Below are 17,537 nucleotides of genomic sequence, written 5' to 3'. Positions count from 1 at the left end.
ATGGGCAGCGAACGCCATGCGCGCGGGGGCAGGCCTCACCTATCGCCAGCGGATTCCGGTGGACTGGTTCGATGTCAGTCGTCGATCGGCTCCAGATCGTCGTCGTCGCCGACGGAATCTTCCTCGTCCTCCTCGGCGTCCTCTTCATCCTCGTAGATGACCAACGGGGTAACTTCGTTGTAGCTTTCGAAAAGGACTTCTTCGTAGATCTCAAAGGCATCAACGATCGCCAGGTAGGCGGCCTCAACGGCAGGATCGTCGTCTCCGCGACGGGCAGAGGCGGCCACCAGATGTTCCTCGAATGCGGATGTAAGGGACTGCAAGGCGGCGCGAGGATCTAGACTCATAGGGTGAACGCTACCAGTGCGCTGGACAAGTTGTAAGCCCGATCGGAGGCTCGAAAATCCCCCGCAAAATCCCAAGTCGGGATGCTGGATTCGGTCCCGTATTTGGGCAGAATGGAGTGTTATGAGGGAACAATTCAGCACTGGCTCCATCAGCAGGGAACGCGATTACCTCCGGCAATACGAATACCTTGTGCTGACGGTGGCGCCCTCCGAACCGCTTCCCGTGGCTCGGCAGCGGCTGACCGAGCACGCCGAATACGGTAAATGGGAGCTGGAGCGCAGCTGTATCTATACTGGCGGCGGACGGCAGTTCTGGCTTCGCAGGAAAATTATGCGGGTGGAGCGGACGGCTTAGCGCTCTGCGCGCGCCTGTCCTCCAGCAGTCCGGACCCCGGTCCCGTCAGCTGTCCAATGGTCCAAGCCATGCATTGGCCACTGTATTGTGCGCCGACTCGTCGTCGGAGGGATGGAAAATCCCGGCCAGCACATCCCGGTACAGCCTCCCCAACTCGTTCCCTGCGAAGTAGGTGCCGCCGCCGGACACCCGGACGGCCAGGTCCACCACGTCACGTGCGGTTTCCGTGGCCCGGACCTTAAGCCCCACCAGGCGGGGAAACCATTGGGCCCCGTGCTCTGCCAGTTCGTCGACGTCGCGCGCCACCGTTTCGACCTGCGGGTACAGCCCGTCCATCGCGATGGCGGCGGCCGCGATCTTCCAGCGGATATCCGGGTCCTGCGCATAGGACCTGCCTCCGTATTTCTGCGATTTCCGCCGGTGCGCCGCTTCGACACCCAACTGCAGTGCCCGCTCGCCGATGCCCGCGTAGACGGCCGCCAGAAGCGTTTCAAAACACGCGAAGATGGCGAAAATCAGCGGATCGGCGTTCGGCCCCACCGGCAGTTTCCGGAATACCCTGTCCGCCGGGGCAGATGCCCCGTCGAGAACCGTGGTGTTGGACTGGCTGGCGCGCATCCCCAGCGTGTCCCAATCGTTCCTGATTGAATAGCCCGCAGTGCCGCGGCTGATGAAGGCATGCACCAGCACCGGCTCCGGTCCTGTGCTGTCTTTGCCGAAAATTCCGAGCCGGGTCCAGGCCGGACTCAGGCTGGTGAAAATCTTGGTGCCGGTGAAGGCATACGAGCCGTCCGCGTGCGGCACCGCAACCGTGGTGGAATCAAAGAGCACGGAATCGTTTCCGGCCTCCGAGTTGCCGAAAGCAAAAACTTCCCCGGCAACAGCCTCCCGTAGCACGTAGAGCAGCGAGTCGTCGCCGCGCTCGGCGAGCAAATGGGCGACGCCGGTCCATACCAGGTGCATATTGATCGCCAAAGCGGTTGCCGGGGCGGCCGTGGCAAGCCGGCGCTGCGCAGCAGCGGCCTGCTGCAGACCAAAGCCGAGACCGCCGTCGTCCGTCGCGGCAAACAAATTGAGATATCCGGCGCCTTTTAACTCCTGCAGGTCCTCGTGACAGAATTCATTGCGCTCGTCGTAACCGCCCGCGCGGCTCCGGAATCTCGCGAGCAGGTCATCGGTCAGTAATTCGTCGATGTTCATGGACAGCCTGTCTCAGTTTGTGCTCAGCAGCCGGTCCAGCACCCGGGTGCCGAACTTAAGGGATTCGGTGGGTACCCGCTCATCCACGCCGTGGAACATGCCGGTGAAATCAAGTTCCGGGGGCAGCCGCAGCGGGGCAAAACCATAGCCGGTGATGCCGAGCCGGCTCAGCGACTTATTGTCCGTGCCGCCGGACAGCGTGTAGGGCAACACTTTTGCACCGGGATCCTCCGCGTGCAGGGCATCAATCATGGAATCCACCAGATTCCCGGCGAACGGAACCTCCAATGACACATCCTTATGGTCGTAGCTGATTTCAACGCCGTCCCCGGCCAGCCCCTTGATGATCTCAAGGACTTCCTCCTGCTGACCGGGCAGGGTGCGGACGTCGATGAGCGCCTCCGCCCTGCCGGGGATCACGTTGTGCTTGTACCCGCTTTTCAGCAATGTCGGATTAGCAGTATTCTGCAGCGTGGCACCGACGAATCTGGCCACCGTGCCCAGCTCGCGGAGCAGATTCTCCGGATTGCTTTCATCCAGTTCGACGCCGGTGAGCTCGGAAACGCCTTCCAAGAACTGCCGTGTGGTGGCCGTTAGTTCCACCGGCCACGGGTGGTCCCCGATACGGGTGACGGCACGAGCCAGCCGGGTCACCGCGTTGTCCGTGTTGATCTGCGAGCCGTGCCCGGCCCGGCCGTGCACGGTCAGGCGGAGCCAGGACAGGCCTTTTTCCGCCGTCTGCAGCAGGTACGCGCGCTGGCCGCCGATCTCGGTGGAAAAACCGCCTACCTCGGAGATGGCCTCGGTGGCTCCGTCAAAGAGTTCGGGTTTGTTATCCACGGCCCAAGACGCGCCATAATTGCCACCGGCCTCTTCGTCGGCGAAGAATGCAAAGATAATGTCCCGCTTGGGCCTGCGCCCGTCCCGGGCCATCCCCCGCAGTACCGAGAGGATCATCGCGTCCATATCCTTCATGTCCACGGCCCCACGTCCCCAGATCATGCCGTCTTTTTCCTCGCCGCCGAATGGGTCAATGGTCCAGTCGTCCTTGAGCGCCGGAACCACATCCAGGTGACCATGCACCACGAGCGCACCCGCAGCGGGATCTTCGCCCGACATCCGCGCCACCACGCTGGTGCGCCCCGGAGCGGATTCAAAGACTGTGGTCTTGAGGCCGGCCTCCTCGATCAGTGCTGCGGTGTATTCCGCGGCTTTGCGCTCCCCCGGTCCTTCGTTGTCACCAAAATTCGTGGTGTCGATCCGGATCAGGTCCTGGCAGATTTTGACGACTTCATCTTCGGGCCGAACGGCATTCACGGCGGGCTCCTTCGGTTACTTCCGGCTATCTGAACAGACTACAGCGGAGTCCGTCGTCGTCCCGATTCAAGGTTCACGGCCAAGTCGTGCTATCGTTTTTCTCGCTGCATTTGTGCGTACCGAACCCGGTTTGACGGGGGCTTCGTTGCCGCAAAATCACCTGCGCGGGTGGCGGAATGGCAGACGCGCTAGCTTGAGGTGCTAGTCCTGGAAACGGGGTGAGGGTTCAAGTCCCTTTCCGCGCACAGACGAAAAGCCCCGGAGGATCGTTGATCCGCCGGGGCTTTTCCGCGTCCGCGCATGGATTTCCAGGTTTGACAAGTCCTTGGTACCGGTGCGGCGAAGTACAGCCCTACTGCGAATGTCCACGCGGGGATGACGGAGACCCTATTGCCGAACGAGCCGGCGAGGTAAAAATCGCCATCCCGGCCACCGCCAGCACCGTTGCTGGACATCGGTTCTGCTGCCGTTGGCTGCCAACCGCGTGGACGTCTCGCAGGTTCCTGCTCAACGACTAGCAAACCGTCGACGGCTGCTGCAAGCCTCGGCGCGGTGATCAGTGAATGGGCGACGACGGCGGGAGCTGAACCAGCGCTCGGGGCGGCGGGTTTACGGCTGGCCTGTGCCCGGCCCGGAGCCCAGCAAGGGAGGATCGGCCGGCCGCCTGGCCTCAAATCCGGTTAAGACCCCGGGATTGCCCGTCACCTATGCGTTGGCGGCCGACCGGCGGCCGAGCCGCAGGCCATCAGTGTGGAGGACAGCGAGCCGAGAAAATCTCGTCCTCCTGCCCAGCACTCTGTGGCCGATGTCGCTGGGAGCATCGCAGGCGGACAGCAACAGCAACCATCACCAGACCTGCGGACAGCGCCAGGCTTCGTTTCATGGCCTTGGCAAGCGTCGTTTCGACCGAAGGGGACGGCCCGGAGGGACCATTTTCCGGGAGTTGGGTTGGCACGATAGTCCGTGTGGTGCTGCACTCGGGGATCTCGGCGCGCGGACGGTCAGGAGAATAAATGACCAGTGAACCGCGTTACACCAACTGCTATCCCATCGAATGTTCACATCGGCGGGGACCCGCGGGTTCCCGACGTATAAGGAGGACCATGGAGTATCGCAATCTCGGAAACAGCGGAGCGGTGGTGTCGAAGCACGCGCTGGGAACAATGACATTCGGCGCAGAGGCAACTGAGGAGACGTCGCATCGGATCCTGGATGGCTATGTCGAGGCGGGCGGCAACTTCATTGACACCGCCGACGTCTACAGTTCCGGCGCCTCAGAGGAGATCCTTGGTCGCTGGCTGGCCCAGCGTCCCGAGGCAAAGGATCAGGTTGTCCTTGCCAGCAAGGGCCGCTTCCCCATGGGTGCCGGTCCCAATGACGCGGGTACTTCCGGCCGGCACCTGCGGCGCGCACTGGATGCTTCCCTGCTAAGACTTGGCGTCGAGCAGATTGATCTCTACCAGATGCACGCATGGGACCCGCTCACGCCCATCGAGGAGACTTTGCGTTTTCTCGACGATGCAGTCAGCAGCGGGAAAATCGGCTATTACGGATTTTCCAACTTCACGGGCTGGCAATTAACCAAGGCGGTGCACGTTGCCAAAAAACACGGCTGGGCTCCCCCGGTGACACTGCAGCCGCAATACAGCCTTCTGGTGCGTGAGATCGAGCTCGAAGTTGTCCCGGCATCGCGTGACGCCGGTATCGGGCTGCTTCCCTGGTCCCCTCTGGGTGGTGGATGGCTGTCCGGAAAGTACCGGCGCGATCAGGCTCCGACAGGCGCCACGCGGCTCGGGGAGAATCCGGAGCGCGGTATGGAAGCGTGGAAGCAGCGTAACGCGGAGGAACAGACATGGCGGATTATCGGAACCGTGGAAGAAATCGCCAAGGCACGTGAGGTGAGTGCGCCGCAGGTGTCATTGGCATGGCTTGCGGACCGCCCTGGGGTGACATCGGTGATCCTTGGGGTCCGGACTACCGCGCAGCTCACCGATAACCTCGCCGCCGCGGACCTTATTCTGACTGCAGAAGAAACGGCGAAATTGACCGAAGTCAGCGAACCCCGCGTCGGCGTCTACCCCTACGGCCTGCCGGCCAAGGAACAGCGCAGCCGCAGGAGGGATGGCGGCCGCTAGCCGGCTGAGAACGGAACCTTCCCTACGGCGTCACGACGACACCGTTCGGGAAGCTGCAGCCGGGCCTCGGGTCGGGAAGCCCGGCCAACCTGAACGCTGAGGCCCATTCCATCGTTTATGCGGGACAAGCTGCCGCTCCCTAAATGGGGCTGCACGGGCATCTCTGGTGAATCAACTCGAGTGAATCAACTCGAGCAGTGGAAACGAAGGCCAAATATCTGTATGCTGGTGGAAGTTGTAGTGTTGCGCATTTTGAAGTTCAAGCGGCGAAACCCAAAAGGGCCAGCCGCTTTTCTGTAAAAGCGGAATATGAACACCGCGGCTAAGACCCTCCGGCAGTCGGAGAGTCTGTCTTACAGAAAGATTAACAAAAATGGCTACAGGTACCGTCAAATGGTTTAACTCCGAAAAGGGCTTTGGTTTCATTGCTCCCGAAGACGGCAGCGCCGACGTTTTCGCTCACTACTCGGCTATCAACTCCGGTGGCTACCGCTCTCTCGAAGAGAACCAGGTTGTTACGTTTGAGACCGAGCAGGGCCCCAAGGGTCCCCAGGCTGTCAACATCCAGGTCGGCTGATTTTCTGATCTGAGGTCTTAGGACCGAACAAGTGGGGCGGGACGAAACTCCCGCCCCATTTGTCGTTAACCGCGAGCCTCCCTGCCAGTCCTGTCAACGTGATCGTGCGAACGGCGCTTGACCAAATCCGGCCAGCTGATCGTGCCGCCGACGTGGCCCTGCCGCCGTCGGCGGGGCAGGTACCCGGATTTGTGCCACGGCCCGGAATCTGGGTATACTGATGGAAGTTGTAGTGTTTGCGCATTTTGAATTTCAAGCGGCGAAACCCAAACGGGCCAGCCGCTTTTTCTGTAAAAGCGGCAAAATGAGCACCGCAACTGGGACTCTCCGGCAGTCGGAGAGTCTGTATTACAGAAAGATTAACAAAAATGGCTACAGGTACCGTCAAATGGTTTAACTCCGAAAAGGGCTTTGGTTTCATTGCTCCCGAAGACGGCAGCGCCGACGTTTTCGCTCACTACTCGGCTATCAACTCCGGTGGCTACCGCTCTCTCGAAGAGAACCAGGTTGTTACGTTTGAGACCGAGCAGGGCCCCAAAGGTCCCCAGGCTGTCAACATCCAGGTCGGCTGATTTTCTGACCTTGGGTCCTCGGACCTAAGAGTAGGGCGGGAGGAAACTCCCGCCCTACTCTTGTTTAAGGCTTGCGGTGGAATCCCTCAGTGGGAGACCTCAGTAGCTGCTGGTGAGATGAATGGCAGCTTCAGGAGTGGCGACGCGAAAACTGAAAGACTGCTCTATATACAGGTGGACGTCTTCGGCGTCGTGATGGCTGTATCCGATCGAGAGATCCTGCCCGGATTCGAACAGGAAATCACCGCCGCGCAGACTCATCACCACAGCACCCTTTACTCCCGGCGCCCAGACGATAGGGCCGCCAAGTATTTTGCGCAGATGCTCCGCCAGCAGATATCCACCCCGTTCAGCAGACTCAATCACCGCCGTGTAGTGGCCCGGCCCCAGTGCCAATCCAAAGGGCCCGCTGATTCCACTCTTCAGCAGCACGGAGACGGCTTTGGCCACTCGTTTGGGATAATCGCTGAAGTCGTCCACCCGGGGAACGGGCGTGTGCGGGGCGGCCCCGGTGATCCCGGTAATACCGGCTTGCTCCCAGCCGTGGAACACGGCTACGTTCTCCGCGCTGGCGATGCGCAGGGCCGCTTCGTCCAGTTCCGACAGGTCCATGTCGGCCGCGCCGCGGTCGTTATCCAACAGCTCGTTGCGGGACACGGTGAAGTCGGCCCGGACTTCCACCAGCGGCAGCACCCGTCGCTTGGCTGCCGTGATGCCCTCCGTGGGGGACCCGCTCACCGGGGAGACCCGGCCAAGATTGGTCGCCGAATAGTCCCAGCCAAGGGGCCCGGCGAAATCGATGAGCTTCCGCGCGCCCAAAGCGACGCTCAGCCGGTCGCGTGCTTCGTCGTCCAGGGCTTTCCAACCGGCGTCGGAGATCGGGGCATGTTCACGCAGCAAATGGTTCATGGTCATAGCGTCGGTCCCTTCAGACTGCCGATTCCCAGCGACGTATCCATCGCGTCCATCGCGCCCGCCTGTGGGGCATCTGCCGGTGCGGTTCCGGAGTCCACGGCAGCCTCAGACGCCTCACCGTTTGCAACAATGTCGCCATCTTGGAACAGAATGCCCCGTGCGGTTTCGCGCCACACAGGCTTGGCACGGAACAGGTATTCCAGTTCCATACTGAAGTGTTTGAATTCCTCCCCGAGCGAGTTATACATGATGGCGCGGGAGGCTGGGTCCGGCTCCACGGAAATTCGCTGCTCATACCAGCCAATTGCCTCGGCTTCCTCGGTCAGGTTGGCGCACATCCTGGCGAAGGTCCGCGTCTGGGCGGACAGCTCCTCGGGTGGTTCATGATATTGATCAAAGCCCAACGGAATCTCCTCATTGAAGGCGGGTGAATCCTCGATACGTGCTCTGCTGCCAGCGTATACACGCAGGACGGCAATTGGCCAGTACCGCGCCTTGGGGCCAGGTCCCCACCCAGCACCGCGGCCAGGTCCCCACCCAGTACCGCGGCCAGGTCCTTACCCAGTGCCGCGCCGTTGCCGCCAGCCCAGCCGCCACCAAGGTCCGCTCGGTGCAGCTGCCACCGCTGCCGTCGATGTGTTGGAGCGGGTACCGGCGGGGTATACGTGGTTCAGCCAGCGCCGGATCAGAGGCCCGCTCGGACCGCAGCAGCGGCTCTTTGCTGGACGGGCACCGCGCGGGCTACCGTCCCTGTCGGCCGTGCTGTTTACAAACCGGCCTGCCCGGCCTTCGCCCTGTCAAGCGCACCGTGCTGTTCCGCGAGATAACGGGCCGCGGCTTTCTGCAGCTCCCGTTCCTTCGCCAACTGGGCTTCCAGCTCGGTCAGCCGTGCGGCGGTTGCTGCCTGTTGTCCTGCGATCCCCCGTAGCCGGGCGGATTGTTCGCCCACGGCGGTCAGAGCCGAGCTCAGCTGCAGCTGCTGTTCCGCAAGGAGCCGCTGGGTCACCTGGATCTGGGCGGCGAGCTCCAGCTGCGCTTCCGCCTCGGCAAGCTGCGCGGCTGCCGACGGCGGAGCGGCCGAATGCTTCTGCGGCTGAACCGTGCCGGCTTCGTGCCCGTACCTTTGGTGACGTTCCGCGGTCCGGCCAACTCCCTCGCTGAGGACATCGGCAAATTCACGGTCAAGATCGGACGGCGTGCGGAACGCGCGCCCCGGCTCCTCGGCCGGCCCGCCGTCGTCGTCCGTCTGCGCTCCGGTGACCCCGGTGACCCCCGCGCCATCGGCAGTACTGCTGACCGCCATTGCGCCCGCTGAAACCGTGTCGCCACCGCCGGCCGTCTTACTGATCGGGACGATGTCGACCGTGCGGCGAAGCGGGACTTCATTGATCAACAGCACTGCGATGAGTGCCACGACCGACATAAAGGCCGCGATCGTGAAGATCAGTGCGGTTCCGTCGCCGTACGCGGCGCGGACAACCTCCGCTATGGGGGCCGGCAGATCCTTGACGTCCAGGGAAACCCCGGAGCCGGCACCCGTCACGCCGATGTTCTTCAGTCCGGTGCTGACCAGATCGGTGACCCGGGTGCCCAGGATTGCTCCCAGTACGGAAACCCCGGCGGCGCCGCCGACTGTCCGGAAGAAGGCTACGGAACCGCTCGCGGCACCGATGTCCTTCGCGGCGACGGTGTTCTGCACGGCGAGAACCAGGTTCTGCATCATCATGCCGAGGCCGAGGCCGAAGACGAACGTGTAGACGCCGACCAGGAACAAGCTGGTGGAGTGATCGATGGTTCCGGCAAGGCCCAGGCCCACGATCAGCAGCACCGCACCGCCCACCAGGTACCCCTTCCATTTACCGAATTTACTGACCAGCAGACCCGCGACGACCGAACCGATCAGGTTCCCGGCGATCATTGGCATGGTCAGCAGACCGGCCTCGGTGGGGGTGGCGCCGCGGGAAACCTGATAATACTGTCCAAGGTAGCTGGACGAAGCGAACATGGCGACGCCGACGGCGATGGAGGCGATGATGGCCAGTGCCGGAGTGCGCTGGGCGATGATCTTCAACGGGATGATCGGCTGTGCGACCTTGGATTCGACCAACACGAGCAGTGCCAGCATGACCACGCTGGCGCCTACCATCACACCACTCTGCCAGGAGATCCAGTCGTAGTACCCCGCCTGACCCGCAAAGGAAACCCAAATGAGCAGCAGGCTGACGCCGGCGGTGAGCAGGATCGATCCCACATAGTCGATCTTGACCTTGCGTTTGATGTGCTGGAGCTTGAGGGTCTTCTGCAGCAGGATCAGCGCGATGATGGCCAGCGGTACGCAGACATAGAAGGTCCAGCGCCAGCCGAGCGAGCTGTCCACGATGAAACCGCCCAGCAGCGGGCCGCCGGCTGTGGCGACGGCCATGACCGCACCCATGTAGCCGGAGTAGCGGCCGCGCTCACGGGGCGGGATGATGGTGCCGATGATCGACTGCGCCAAGGCGGTCAATCCACCCATGGCCACACCCTGGATGACGCGGGCGGTGAGCAGCAGCGGGATGGTCTCGGACAGGCCTGCCAGGACGGATCCGGCCACAAAGATGATGATGGAGAGCTGGACCAGCAGCTTCTTGTCAAAAAGATCGGAGAGCTTGCCCCAGATGGGGGTGGTGGCGGCGTTTGCCAGCAGCGCAGCGGTGATGACCCACGCGAAGTCCGTCTGTGAGCCGTGCAGCTCCGACATGATGGTCGGCAGAGCATTGGCCACGATGGTGCTGCTGAGAATAGCGGTAAAGAGCGCGGCCAGCAGTCCGGTCAGCGCCTCTAGGATTTGCCGGTGGTTCATCGGCGTGTTTTCCTGCACCGCATGGGGCGTACCTACCGGGACCGCCGGTGCGGTTGATGCGTGATGTGCCATTAATTCACTCCTGCGAGCGTCTGGGACTGGTGGTCCTGGGTGGTTCCGGTTTTGTGTGCCCGGGGTGAAGGTACGACGGCGGCGCGAAGTGTCGCTGTGAGCTGCTGCACCGTGCAGGCCGTGTGGGCGGCATCCTCTTCGCTCCAGCCCGCGAGCATCTGCTGCACGGTAGAAGCTCGGCGGTGCTGAATTTCCGCGAGGTATGACCGGCCGCTGTCAGAGATCGACAGCAGATGCGCCCGTCCGTCGGCCGGGTCCGGCTCGCGTTTGATCATGGCGTGTTCTTCCAGCTCCGCGACCTGCCGGCTCAACGCCGATGGGCCAACGCCCAGACGTGCCGCGATGTCCGAGGCCCGGGACTGTCCGCCGCCGTCGGCTATGAAGCGCAGAACGCCCTCGAGTGCCACGCCCAGATCCGCCGGTCGGGCCGAGGCTGCCGTGGCGCAGCGAAGGGCGCGCTGCAGATCAAAAATGCAGTACACCAGCTCGGTTGCTGTGTGCTGACGAACCGTCATGTCGCCTCCGTTGATTGGTTGCCTTTAACAACTATAACCTTTTCAATTGATTAGGGCAACTAAGTAGAACGTGTTCCGCGTCGCAGGCGACGTCCCCGCCTCAGTAGACTGGTTCTTGACCCGTACGGGCTGCGCCAGCCTGATGGGCCACTCCAGCCGGGTTTCGTGGATCCGGAACCTGCAACCGTAAATCGGGCCCGCTGATGATCCGCTACATCAAACGGCCTCAGGGCCTGCCCGAAACCGCCGTGCCGCATGGTTTAGCGGGCCAGTTAGCGGGCCCAGTTGGTTGGCTCAGTTAACGGGCTCGGGCTGACGGCCTCGGGCTGATTGGCCTACGACAGGAAACGCACCAGGAGGGGCACTTCATGAACCCGGAGAAATCGATCGAAGCTCCGCGCGCCGGGGACGGCCGGCACGAGACCCGTGACGAGCAGTTGGACCGGAACTGGTCCGAACTGCTGCAGGAGCTGCGTGTGATGCAGACCGGTGTGCAGATCATCGCGGGATTTCTGCTGACACTGCCCTTCCAGCAGCGATTCACCACCTTGGACACACCACAGCGGGGTGTGTTTTTGTTCCTCGTGGTGGTCTCGGCCGTGGCCACTGCGCTCATGCTCGCTCCGGTAAGTCTGCATCGGCGTCTGTTCAGGCACCATGTCAGGGAGACGCTGGTGGCCAGCGGCGACCGGATCGTCAAGATTGTGCTCGGCTGTGTCGCGCTGCTGATCGCCGGAACGGGCTGGCTGGTCTTTTCGGTCGTGGCGGGTCCGACGGCAGGCAACGCAGCCGGTGCCGCGCTCCTGGCGGTGATAATTCTGCTTCTGCTGGTGTTCCCGCTGGTCGTGGGACGTCGGCATCGCGGCCGGGATTTATGATCCGGGACCTACAACCCCGGGGACGTCCGGTGGGCGGACCAGCACAGCTTTGCCCGCGGCGGCGCCGCACGCGGAGATCAGGGTTCCTGACGGGTCCGCTCCTGGGGAGTCCACGTCAGCGTGATCTCAACCATCTCCGCCGCCTCCGCAATGTGCAGCAGCAGGTCTTGGCCGAAAAGTTCCTCGTGAATGTTTTCAGCGCCCTCGGCAGCCACCTGCGCGGCAAGGCTTTTCATGGCCTGGGCCATCGCCCGACCCCAGTCCTGCGGACGCAGGCTTGAAGCCTGCGCGGTCGCTGTATACGTCGTGTCCATTTCCACCATCGCCCTTCTCAGTTCTGCTTGCGCTCCGTGTGAACGACCAACACGGGGCAATGGGCGTGGGCGACGCAGGCAGAGCTGACTGAGCCCACCAACAGGCCGCCGAAGCCACCATGACCACGGCGGCCGAGCACCAGCATGCTGGCATCACTACTTGCGTTGATCAGCGTCAGCGGCGCGGGGCCGTGAATCAACTTCGTCGAGACAAAGGCTGGCCTCTCTGCTCCGAGGGTCTTGGTGACGGAGTCCTGCAGGACTTTTTCCGCCGCCTCCGCAAAGCCCTCAACCCCGGCAGCAACGAAGCCAGTGTACATCCGGGGATACTCCCAACTGGCTAGGACTTCCAGTGCGACTTCCGAGGTTTGGGCCAACCGGGCAGCATGCCGCAACGCCTCCAGTGATTCCTCCGATCCGTCGACTCCGACGATAATCTTCGCAGTTTTTGACGTCCCGTCCATGCGTCTGACTCCTTGTAGGCGCAATGAAACACGCCCGGTAGCTCGGCGGAAAGCGCGTCGTCGCAGCGGTCCGTTCTCAACTCCATCTTGACGTACATCTTCATCTGGCGATAGTGGCGGCCCCCTATCCCAAGGACCGGCCTGTCCGAAAATCCGGAACGGACCTACACTCCGTGGCATGACAATGCATCCAGCTGGCCCGCAGACGGAGAGCCACGATGTTCATGAGTGCTGGCGAATGCTTCGGACGGTGTCCGTGGCACGATTGGCAGTATGGCTGCGTTGACGCGGAATCGGGTACGGCATGGAGCGTGGTGGCCAAGGGCCCTGCGCGGGCTGTCGAGCGTGCCGCGGACGAACAGCCGACAGCCGTCAGCATCGAGGGAGGTTCTGTCAGCCCCGTGGCTGCTCCCGCTGCGGCACCCTGGCAATAATAGTGGGGCACGGAATGTGCATCAGGACGTCCTGCCCGACCGAACCTATCAGCACGTTTTTCAGTGCTCCACGGCCCTTGCCACCGACCACCAGCAGGCGGGCGTTGGCGGCGGCCAGCACCAGGGCCTCGGCCGGGAACTCCGCCGCCTGAAGATGCTGGTGCACCGTTAACTCCGGGTGACTCGCGCGGACCCGGGCTGCCGCTCCCGCCAGCAGCGTCCGGCCCTCCTGCTCCACCGCTTCGCTGACGATCGCTTGGGGGATATTTCTGCGCAGCCAGGGAGCAGGAATCCTGCCCGCATACACGGTGTGCAGTTCCTGTTCCAGCCGGGAAGCCTCGTCCGCGGCCAGGTCAATGGCAGCGGCGGCCTCCGCGGATCCGTCAATGCCCACCACGATGCCGGACCGTCCTGTCATCGGCAGGAGCGGGACGACGGCGACGGGTGAGAGACTCAAGGTGGCGATCTGCAGGCTCAGCACACCGAAGCCTTCCCCGCGGGTGCTGCCGGTTTTGTCCGTGCCGATGACCACGAGACTGGCATCGGTCGAAAGGTCACTGAGCACTTTGGCGGCCTCGCCCTGATGCACAGAGGTGCTTACCGTCACCGTGGGCGTGATCTGCGCGGCCCGCGCCGCCTCGGCCGCGAGGAGTTCCCGGGCTGCCAGCTGCATGGTGTCGGTATACCCGGTCTCCGGCGTCGCCCAGTATTGCGGAACGGAGTGCACCAGCACGATGGGAAGCCCCAGTGCCCTGGCCCTGTTCAGGGCCCAGTCCAAGGCGACCCGACTGGGTTCAGAATCGTCCAGACCTACCACTATCGGCTTTGGCACCGTTAAGCTCCTTCGCGCATCCACCATTATTACGGACACCGGCTGGACGATCACCAGATGAGCCGTCGGCTCCGCAGTCAGCGACCGGACCGATTGGAGACCCCCGTCGACCGGCTGGACGGTCCATTCGGCCTCCCGGACGGCTATCCGGCGAGTTCCTCCCGAATGGCGTCAACAGCCAACCATACTTCCGCAAAGCTGGTCGACAGCGGTGAAAGGCCCAGCCGGATCCCGTTCGGGTTGCGGAAATCGGGAATGACGCCGCGCTCCCACAACGCCGTGGTGACCTCACGGAATGACGGGTGATCGAGTGTGATGTGCCCGCCGCGCCACCGGGCCTCGGAAGGCGATGCCAGCGTAACACCCAGCGGCGCCAGGATGTCCCGGTAAAGACGCAGCGCAAACTCCGTCAGCGCTACGGACTTTGCCCGGACCGCCCCAATCCCCACCTCGCCGATCAGGGAAATCATGTCCTGCATAGCCAACATGCCCACGATGGGAGGGGTGCCGCTCGTGTATGCCCGAATGCCTGCCGCGGCCTCGTACAGCTCACCCATACCAAAAGAATCCGCGCTGCCCAGCCAGCCCTGGATGGGTTGCCGTAGCACTGCCTGATGCTCTCGGCGCACGTAGCCAAAGGCCGGCGAGCCGGGACCTCCGTTGAGGTATTTGTAGCTGCAGCCAACCGCCAGGTCCACGCCCCAGGCATCCAATTCGGTGGGCACCACACCCGCGGAGTGACACAGGTCCCATAGAATCAGCGCGCCCGCCTCGTGGGCCTGGGAGGTCAAAGTGTGCATGTCCGCCAGATAGCCTGAACGGTAGGCGACATGGCTGAGGACGACCAGCGCGGTCTGCTCGCTGAGCACCGCGCCGAGATCCCTCGCGGTCACGCCGGCATCGTAGGCTGGGCGGATCCACCGCAGGGTCAGGCCGCATTCGGCCGCTATGCCCTCCAAGACAAAGCGGTCCGTGGGGAAGTTATCGGTGTCCAGAATCACCTCGGTACGTCCGGGACGTGCGGCCACCGCGGCCCGGCAGAGCTTGTAGAGCATGACAGTGGTGGAATCCCCGACGATCGTTTGGCCGGCGGCGGCGCCGAGCGCCACCAGTCCGAGTTCGTCGCCGATTTCCCCGGGAAGGGAAAGCCAGCCCTCGTCCCAGCCCCGGATCAGCCTGCCGCCCCACTGTTTCCGCAGGAAGCCGGCAATACGATCAGCGCTGGCCTTCAGTGGACGGCCGAGCGAATTGCCGTCCAGGTAGGCTACGACGCCCGGATCATCGCTGCCGATGAATCCCTCGCGGTAGGCGGCCAGCGGATCCTTCAGATCGAGGCACTGCGCGTCGTCGAAGGTGTGTGCGTTCTCCACGCCGTCATGGACCTGAGTCATCTGCCCAGCATACGGTGCCTGCCGGTCCCGGCCACGGCACTCCGTCCCCGCGGCCGTGGCGGGACACTGGAACGCGGGAATTTAGAGCACGGCCGCCGTCCCGGAAAAATGTTTCCTTCCGGTACGTGCGTTCCAGCCCACGAACTGGGACGAGACCCAGACGCCGTCGTCCGTCTGGGTATCAGCAATATGCACCGCCACGGCGGCCGGCAAGAAGACCGGTGCGTCAAAAGCGATCTCCCAGGAAAAGGCGTCTGGCTTGGGAGACCCGACGTCGGCCAACACCCGCGCGGCCAGATACATCCCGTGCGCCAACGAGCGCCTCATGCCCAGCGCCTTAGCGGAAAGGACACTCAGGTGGATGGGATTGAAATCGCCGGACACGGCAGCGTAGGCCCGTCCGGTATCCACACCCAAGTGCCAGAGGCCGGTGGGATCCGGTGGAGTGAAAGACGCATGGGCGGCGTCGGGCCCCGTGCCGGCGACCGCCGGTTTGTCTACGCCCGGAAGGAAGATGCCCTTGGCCAGATAAGTGGAGACGCCCCGCCAGAGCAGTTCCGGGGAACCTTCCGCCCGGACCTCCACCACGAGTTCGACCTGGGTGCCCGCCCGGTGGGATGTCAGGTTCCGGGCCCAGGACCGGATGGTCACCGGCTGGGTAAAGAGAACCGGCGCCAGATGCTGCACCCTGTTTTTCAGATGGATCATGCCCAGCAAAGGGAGCGGGAATTCCTCCCGTACCATCACGCTCATCGCCACGGGGAACGCCAGCGCGTGGATGAAGCCCGAGGGCATCACGTCGCGTGCGGCCTTTCCGAGCAGGTGCTGGTATTCGGTCATCTTCGCCAGGTCCGCCAGCACGCCGCGTACTTCATTGCAGTCCGCCGGCAGGGTCATGGGCGAGTTCAACCCCAGGACGCGGGATTTTGCCGCCGTTGCCGCTGCATTGACGTACAGCTTGGAGAGCGACGGCATCCCCGCCAGCACGTTCGCAGCGGGGTAGCTCACTGTCCCACCAGATTCTGGCCGCAGACGCGCAGCACGTTGCCGTTGACACCGCCCGCGGATCCGGCCGCCAGGAACGCAACGGTTTCCGCCACGTCCTCCGGTTTCCCGCCCTGCTGCAGGCTGTTCAACCGTCTGGCGACCTCGCGGGTGGCGAACGGAATTTTGGCCGTCATTTCGGTTTCAATGAACCCCGGGGCGACGGCGTTGATGGATCCGCCGAACGGCTCCATCAAGCGTGCAGTCGCGGTGACCATGCCAATCACGCCGGCCTTGGACGCCGCGTAGTTGGTCTGCCCGCGGTTTCCGGCGATGCCGCTGGTGGAGGCCACGCTGACTATCCTGGGGTGGTTCGTGAACAGGTCCGAGCTCAGGAACGCCTGATTCATCCGCAACTGGGCCGAAATGTTCACGGCAATCACGGCATCCCACCGGCTGGCGTCCATGTTGGCCAGCAGCTTGTCCCTGGTAATGCCGGCGTTGTGCACCACGATGTCCAAGCGACCATGCCGCTGGGCGGCGTGGGCCAGAATGCGCTCCGCTGCGTCAGCCGCGGTGATATCCAGCTGCAGCGCAGTGCCGCGGACCTCATTGGCGACGGAGGCCAAATGGTCGCCGGCGGCCGGCACATCCACGACGACGACGTCGGCCCCGTCACGGCTGAGTGTTCGGGCGATGGCCGCACCGATGCCGCGGGCGGCCCCGGTCACCACGGCAACCTTGCCGGCCAGCGGACTGGCCCAGTCCTCCGGCAGCTCGCCGCGCTCACTCGAGACGCTGAGGAACTGCCCGTCCACGAAGGCGGAACGGCCGGACAGAAAGAACCGTAAAGCGCCCAAAACGCTCGGGGCCGTAGTGCCGGCGCCGTCGTCGAGCACTATCCCGTTCGCCGTGGCGCCGTTGCGCAGCTCCTTGGCGATGGAGCGAAGGATGCCGTCGACAGCACGGCGGGCCGCGGCTGCAGCCGGCTCCAACTCCGGAGCGGCCGGCCGCGAGATCGTGACGACGCGCGCGTTGGGTGCCAGGTCCCGCAGGGAAGACCCCACCGAGCGCACGGGTACCGAAAGCTCGTCCGGGTGGCTGAGCTCATCGAGCACCAGGATGATTGCGCCGAGCTTCAGCTTGGGGGCGCCGTGCCGACGGACATCCACGTTCCAGTCCAGCAGCCTGGCGGCCAGCTCATCGGCGCCGGCGGAGGACCCGAGCACCAGCACCGGACCCGTGATCAGCGGCGCGTCGGGGGTGTAACGGCGCAGGATGGCCGGCTGCGGCAGCCCGAGCCGCGCCGCCAGGTCCTTGCCCAGCCCCGCACTAACGAACCGGGTGTATCTGTCCGTCGGTATGACCGCAGACCGCGTGTCCTTTGTCATCA

General features: G+C 63.6%; 18 protein-coding genes and 1 tRNA gene. 6 read left to right on the top strand and 13 right to left on the bottom strand.

Going from position 1 to position 17,537, the window contains the following annotated elements; genetic code table 11:
- Nucleotides 1–74 precede the first annotated feature (74 nt).
- Nucleotides 75–347 (bottom strand): hypothetical protein, encoded by a 273-nt coding sequence (locus ACLLJI_RS10075; RefSeq protein ID WP_283560599.1) that lies wholly within the window; start codon nt 345–347, stop codon nt 75–77.
- Nucleotides 348–468: 121 nt separating this feature from the next.
- On the opposite strand from ACLLJI_RS10075, the gene ACLLJI_RS10070 reads away from it, so the two are divergent.
- Nucleotides 469–702 carry a DUF5703 family protein gene (locus ACLLJI_RS10070; RefSeq protein ID WP_434620995.1) on the top strand — a complete coding sequence of 78 codons (234 nt, stop codon included), beginning with the start codon at nt 469–471 and terminating at the stop codon, nt 700–702.
- A gap of 45 nt (nt 703–747) precedes the next feature.
- Here the strand turns inward: ACLLJI_RS10070 and ACLLJI_RS10065 are convergent, their stop codons facing one another.
- Nucleotides 748–1,902, bottom strand: coding sequence for an acyl-CoA dehydrogenase family protein (locus tag ACLLJI_RS10065; protein WP_283560597.1), 1,155 nt, complete (start codon nt 1,900–1,902; stop codon nt 748–750).
- A gap of 12 nt (nt 1,903–1,914) precedes the next feature.
- Nucleotides 1,915–3,219 (bottom strand): M20/M25/M40 family metallo-hydrolase, encoded by a 1,305-nt coding sequence (locus tag ACLLJI_RS10060; RefSeq protein WP_434620991.1) that lies wholly within the window; start codon nt 3,217–3,219, stop codon nt 1,915–1,917.
- A gap of 162 nt (nt 3,220–3,381) precedes the next feature.
- Between ACLLJI_RS10060 and ACLLJI_RS10055 the strand changes: the two genes are divergently transcribed.
- The 4 genes from ACLLJI_RS10055 to ACLLJI_RS10040 all read left to right on the top strand — a co-directional run bounded on the left by ACLLJI_RS10055 (nt 3,382) and on the right by ACLLJI_RS10040 (nt 6,503).
- A tRNA-Leu gene (locus ACLLJI_RS10055) sits at nt 3,382–3,464 on the top strand.
- Nucleotides 3,465–4,322: 858 nt separating this feature from the next.
- Nucleotides 4,323–5,354, top strand: a complete 1,032-nt coding sequence (locus tag ACLLJI_RS10050) for an aldo/keto reductase (RefSeq protein ID WP_434620988.1) — start codon at nt 4,323–4,325, stop codon at nt 5,352–5,354.
- Between the two features lie 373 nt (nt 5,355–5,727).
- Nucleotides 5,728–5,931, top strand: a complete 204-nt coding sequence (locus ACLLJI_RS10045; RefSeq protein ID WP_196396538.1) for a cold-shock protein — start codon at nt 5,728–5,730, stop codon at nt 5,929–5,931.
- A 368-nt stretch (nt 5,932–6,299) separates the two neighbouring features.
- Nucleotides 6,300–6,503: a cold-shock protein gene (locus ACLLJI_RS10040; RefSeq protein WP_196396538.1), complete on the top strand. Its 204-nt coding sequence runs from the start codon at nt 6,300–6,302 to the stop codon at nt 6,501–6,503.
- Between the two features lie 99 nt (nt 6,504–6,602).
- On the opposite strand, the gene ACLLJI_RS10035 is transcribed toward ACLLJI_RS10040, so the two are convergent.
- The 4 genes from ACLLJI_RS10035 to ACLLJI_RS10020 form a co-directional block, all read right to left on the bottom strand.
- On the bottom strand, nt 6,603–7,418 hold the full coding sequence (locus ACLLJI_RS10035; RefSeq protein WP_434620983.1) for a family 1 encapsulin nanocompartment shell protein: 816 nt from the start codon (nt 7,416–7,418) through the stop codon (nt 6,603–6,605).
- On the bottom strand, nt 7,415–7,822 hold the full coding sequence (locus ACLLJI_RS10030) for a ferritin family protein (protein WP_434620980.1): 408 nt from the start codon (nt 7,820–7,822) through the stop codon (nt 7,415–7,417). Before ACLLJI_RS10030 ends, ACLLJI_RS10035 begins: the two co-directional genes overlap by 4 nt.
- Before the next feature lie 362 nt (nt 7,823–8,184).
- Nucleotides 8,185–10,332: an MDR family MFS transporter gene (locus tag ACLLJI_RS10025; protein WP_434620977.1), complete on the bottom strand. Its 2,148-nt coding sequence runs from the start codon at nt 10,330–10,332 to the stop codon at nt 8,185–8,187.
- A complete protein-coding gene (locus ACLLJI_RS10020) occupies nt 10,332–10,847 on the bottom strand; it encodes a MarR family winged helix-turn-helix transcriptional regulator (protein WP_434620974.1) in 516 nt (171 codons plus the stop codon). Before ACLLJI_RS10020 ends, ACLLJI_RS10025 begins: the two co-directional genes overlap by 1 nt.
- Nucleotides 10,848–11,215: 368 nt before the next feature.
- Here ACLLJI_RS10020 and ACLLJI_RS10015 point away from each other — a divergent pair, with 368 nt between their 5' ends.
- Complete coding sequence (locus ACLLJI_RS10015) at nt 11,216–11,725, top strand: DUF6328 family protein (protein WP_434620971.1); 510 nt, start codon at nt 11,216–11,218, stop codon at nt 11,723–11,725.
- 77 nt (nt 11,726–11,802) lie between these two features.
- On the opposite strand, the gene ACLLJI_RS10010 is transcribed toward ACLLJI_RS10015, so the two are convergent.
- The 6 genes from ACLLJI_RS10010 to ACLLJI_RS09985 form a co-directional block, all read right to left on the bottom strand.
- Entirely contained in the window at nt 11,803–12,048 is a 246-nt protein-coding gene (locus tag ACLLJI_RS10010; protein WP_283560589.1) for a hypothetical protein, read from the bottom strand.
- A gap of 8 nt (nt 12,049–12,056) precedes the next feature.
- The gene (locus ACLLJI_RS10005; RefSeq protein WP_434620967.1) at nt 12,057–12,503 is read right to left on the bottom strand and encodes a universal stress protein; all 447 of its coding nucleotides are present in this window, start codon (nt 12,501–12,503) and stop codon (nt 12,057–12,059) included.
- 393 nt (nt 12,504–12,896) lie between these two features.
- Complete coding sequence (locus ACLLJI_RS10000; RefSeq protein ID WP_434620964.1) at nt 12,897–13,769, bottom strand: universal stress protein; 873 nt, start codon at nt 13,767–13,769, stop codon at nt 12,897–12,899.
- 143 nt (nt 13,770–13,912) lie between these two features.
- A complete protein-coding gene (locus ACLLJI_RS09995) occupies nt 13,913–15,160 on the bottom strand; it encodes a kynureninase (RefSeq protein ID WP_434620961.1) in 1,248 nt (415 codons plus the stop codon).
- A gap of 81 nt (nt 15,161–15,241) precedes the next feature.
- Nucleotides 15,242–16,168, bottom strand: a complete 927-nt coding sequence (locus ACLLJI_RS09990) for a MaoC family dehydratase (protein ID WP_434620958.1) — start codon at nt 16,166–16,168, stop codon at nt 15,242–15,244.
- On the bottom strand, nt 16,165–17,535 hold the full coding sequence (locus ACLLJI_RS09985; protein ID WP_434620955.1) for a 3-oxoacyl-ACP reductase: 1,371 nt from the start codon (nt 17,533–17,535) through the stop codon (nt 16,165–16,167). Before ACLLJI_RS09985 ends, ACLLJI_RS09990 begins: the two co-directional genes overlap by 4 nt.
- Between the last annotated feature and the right edge of the window lie 2 nt (nt 17,536–17,537).

The organism is Arthrobacter sp. A5 (genome assembly GCF_051131705.1).
GTDB lineage: Bacteria > Actinomycetota > Actinomycetes > Actinomycetales > Micrococcaceae > Arthrobacter_M.
The sequence above is the reverse complement of the archived record's forward strand: the minus strand, read 5'-3'. Positions and strand labels throughout refer to the sequence as shown.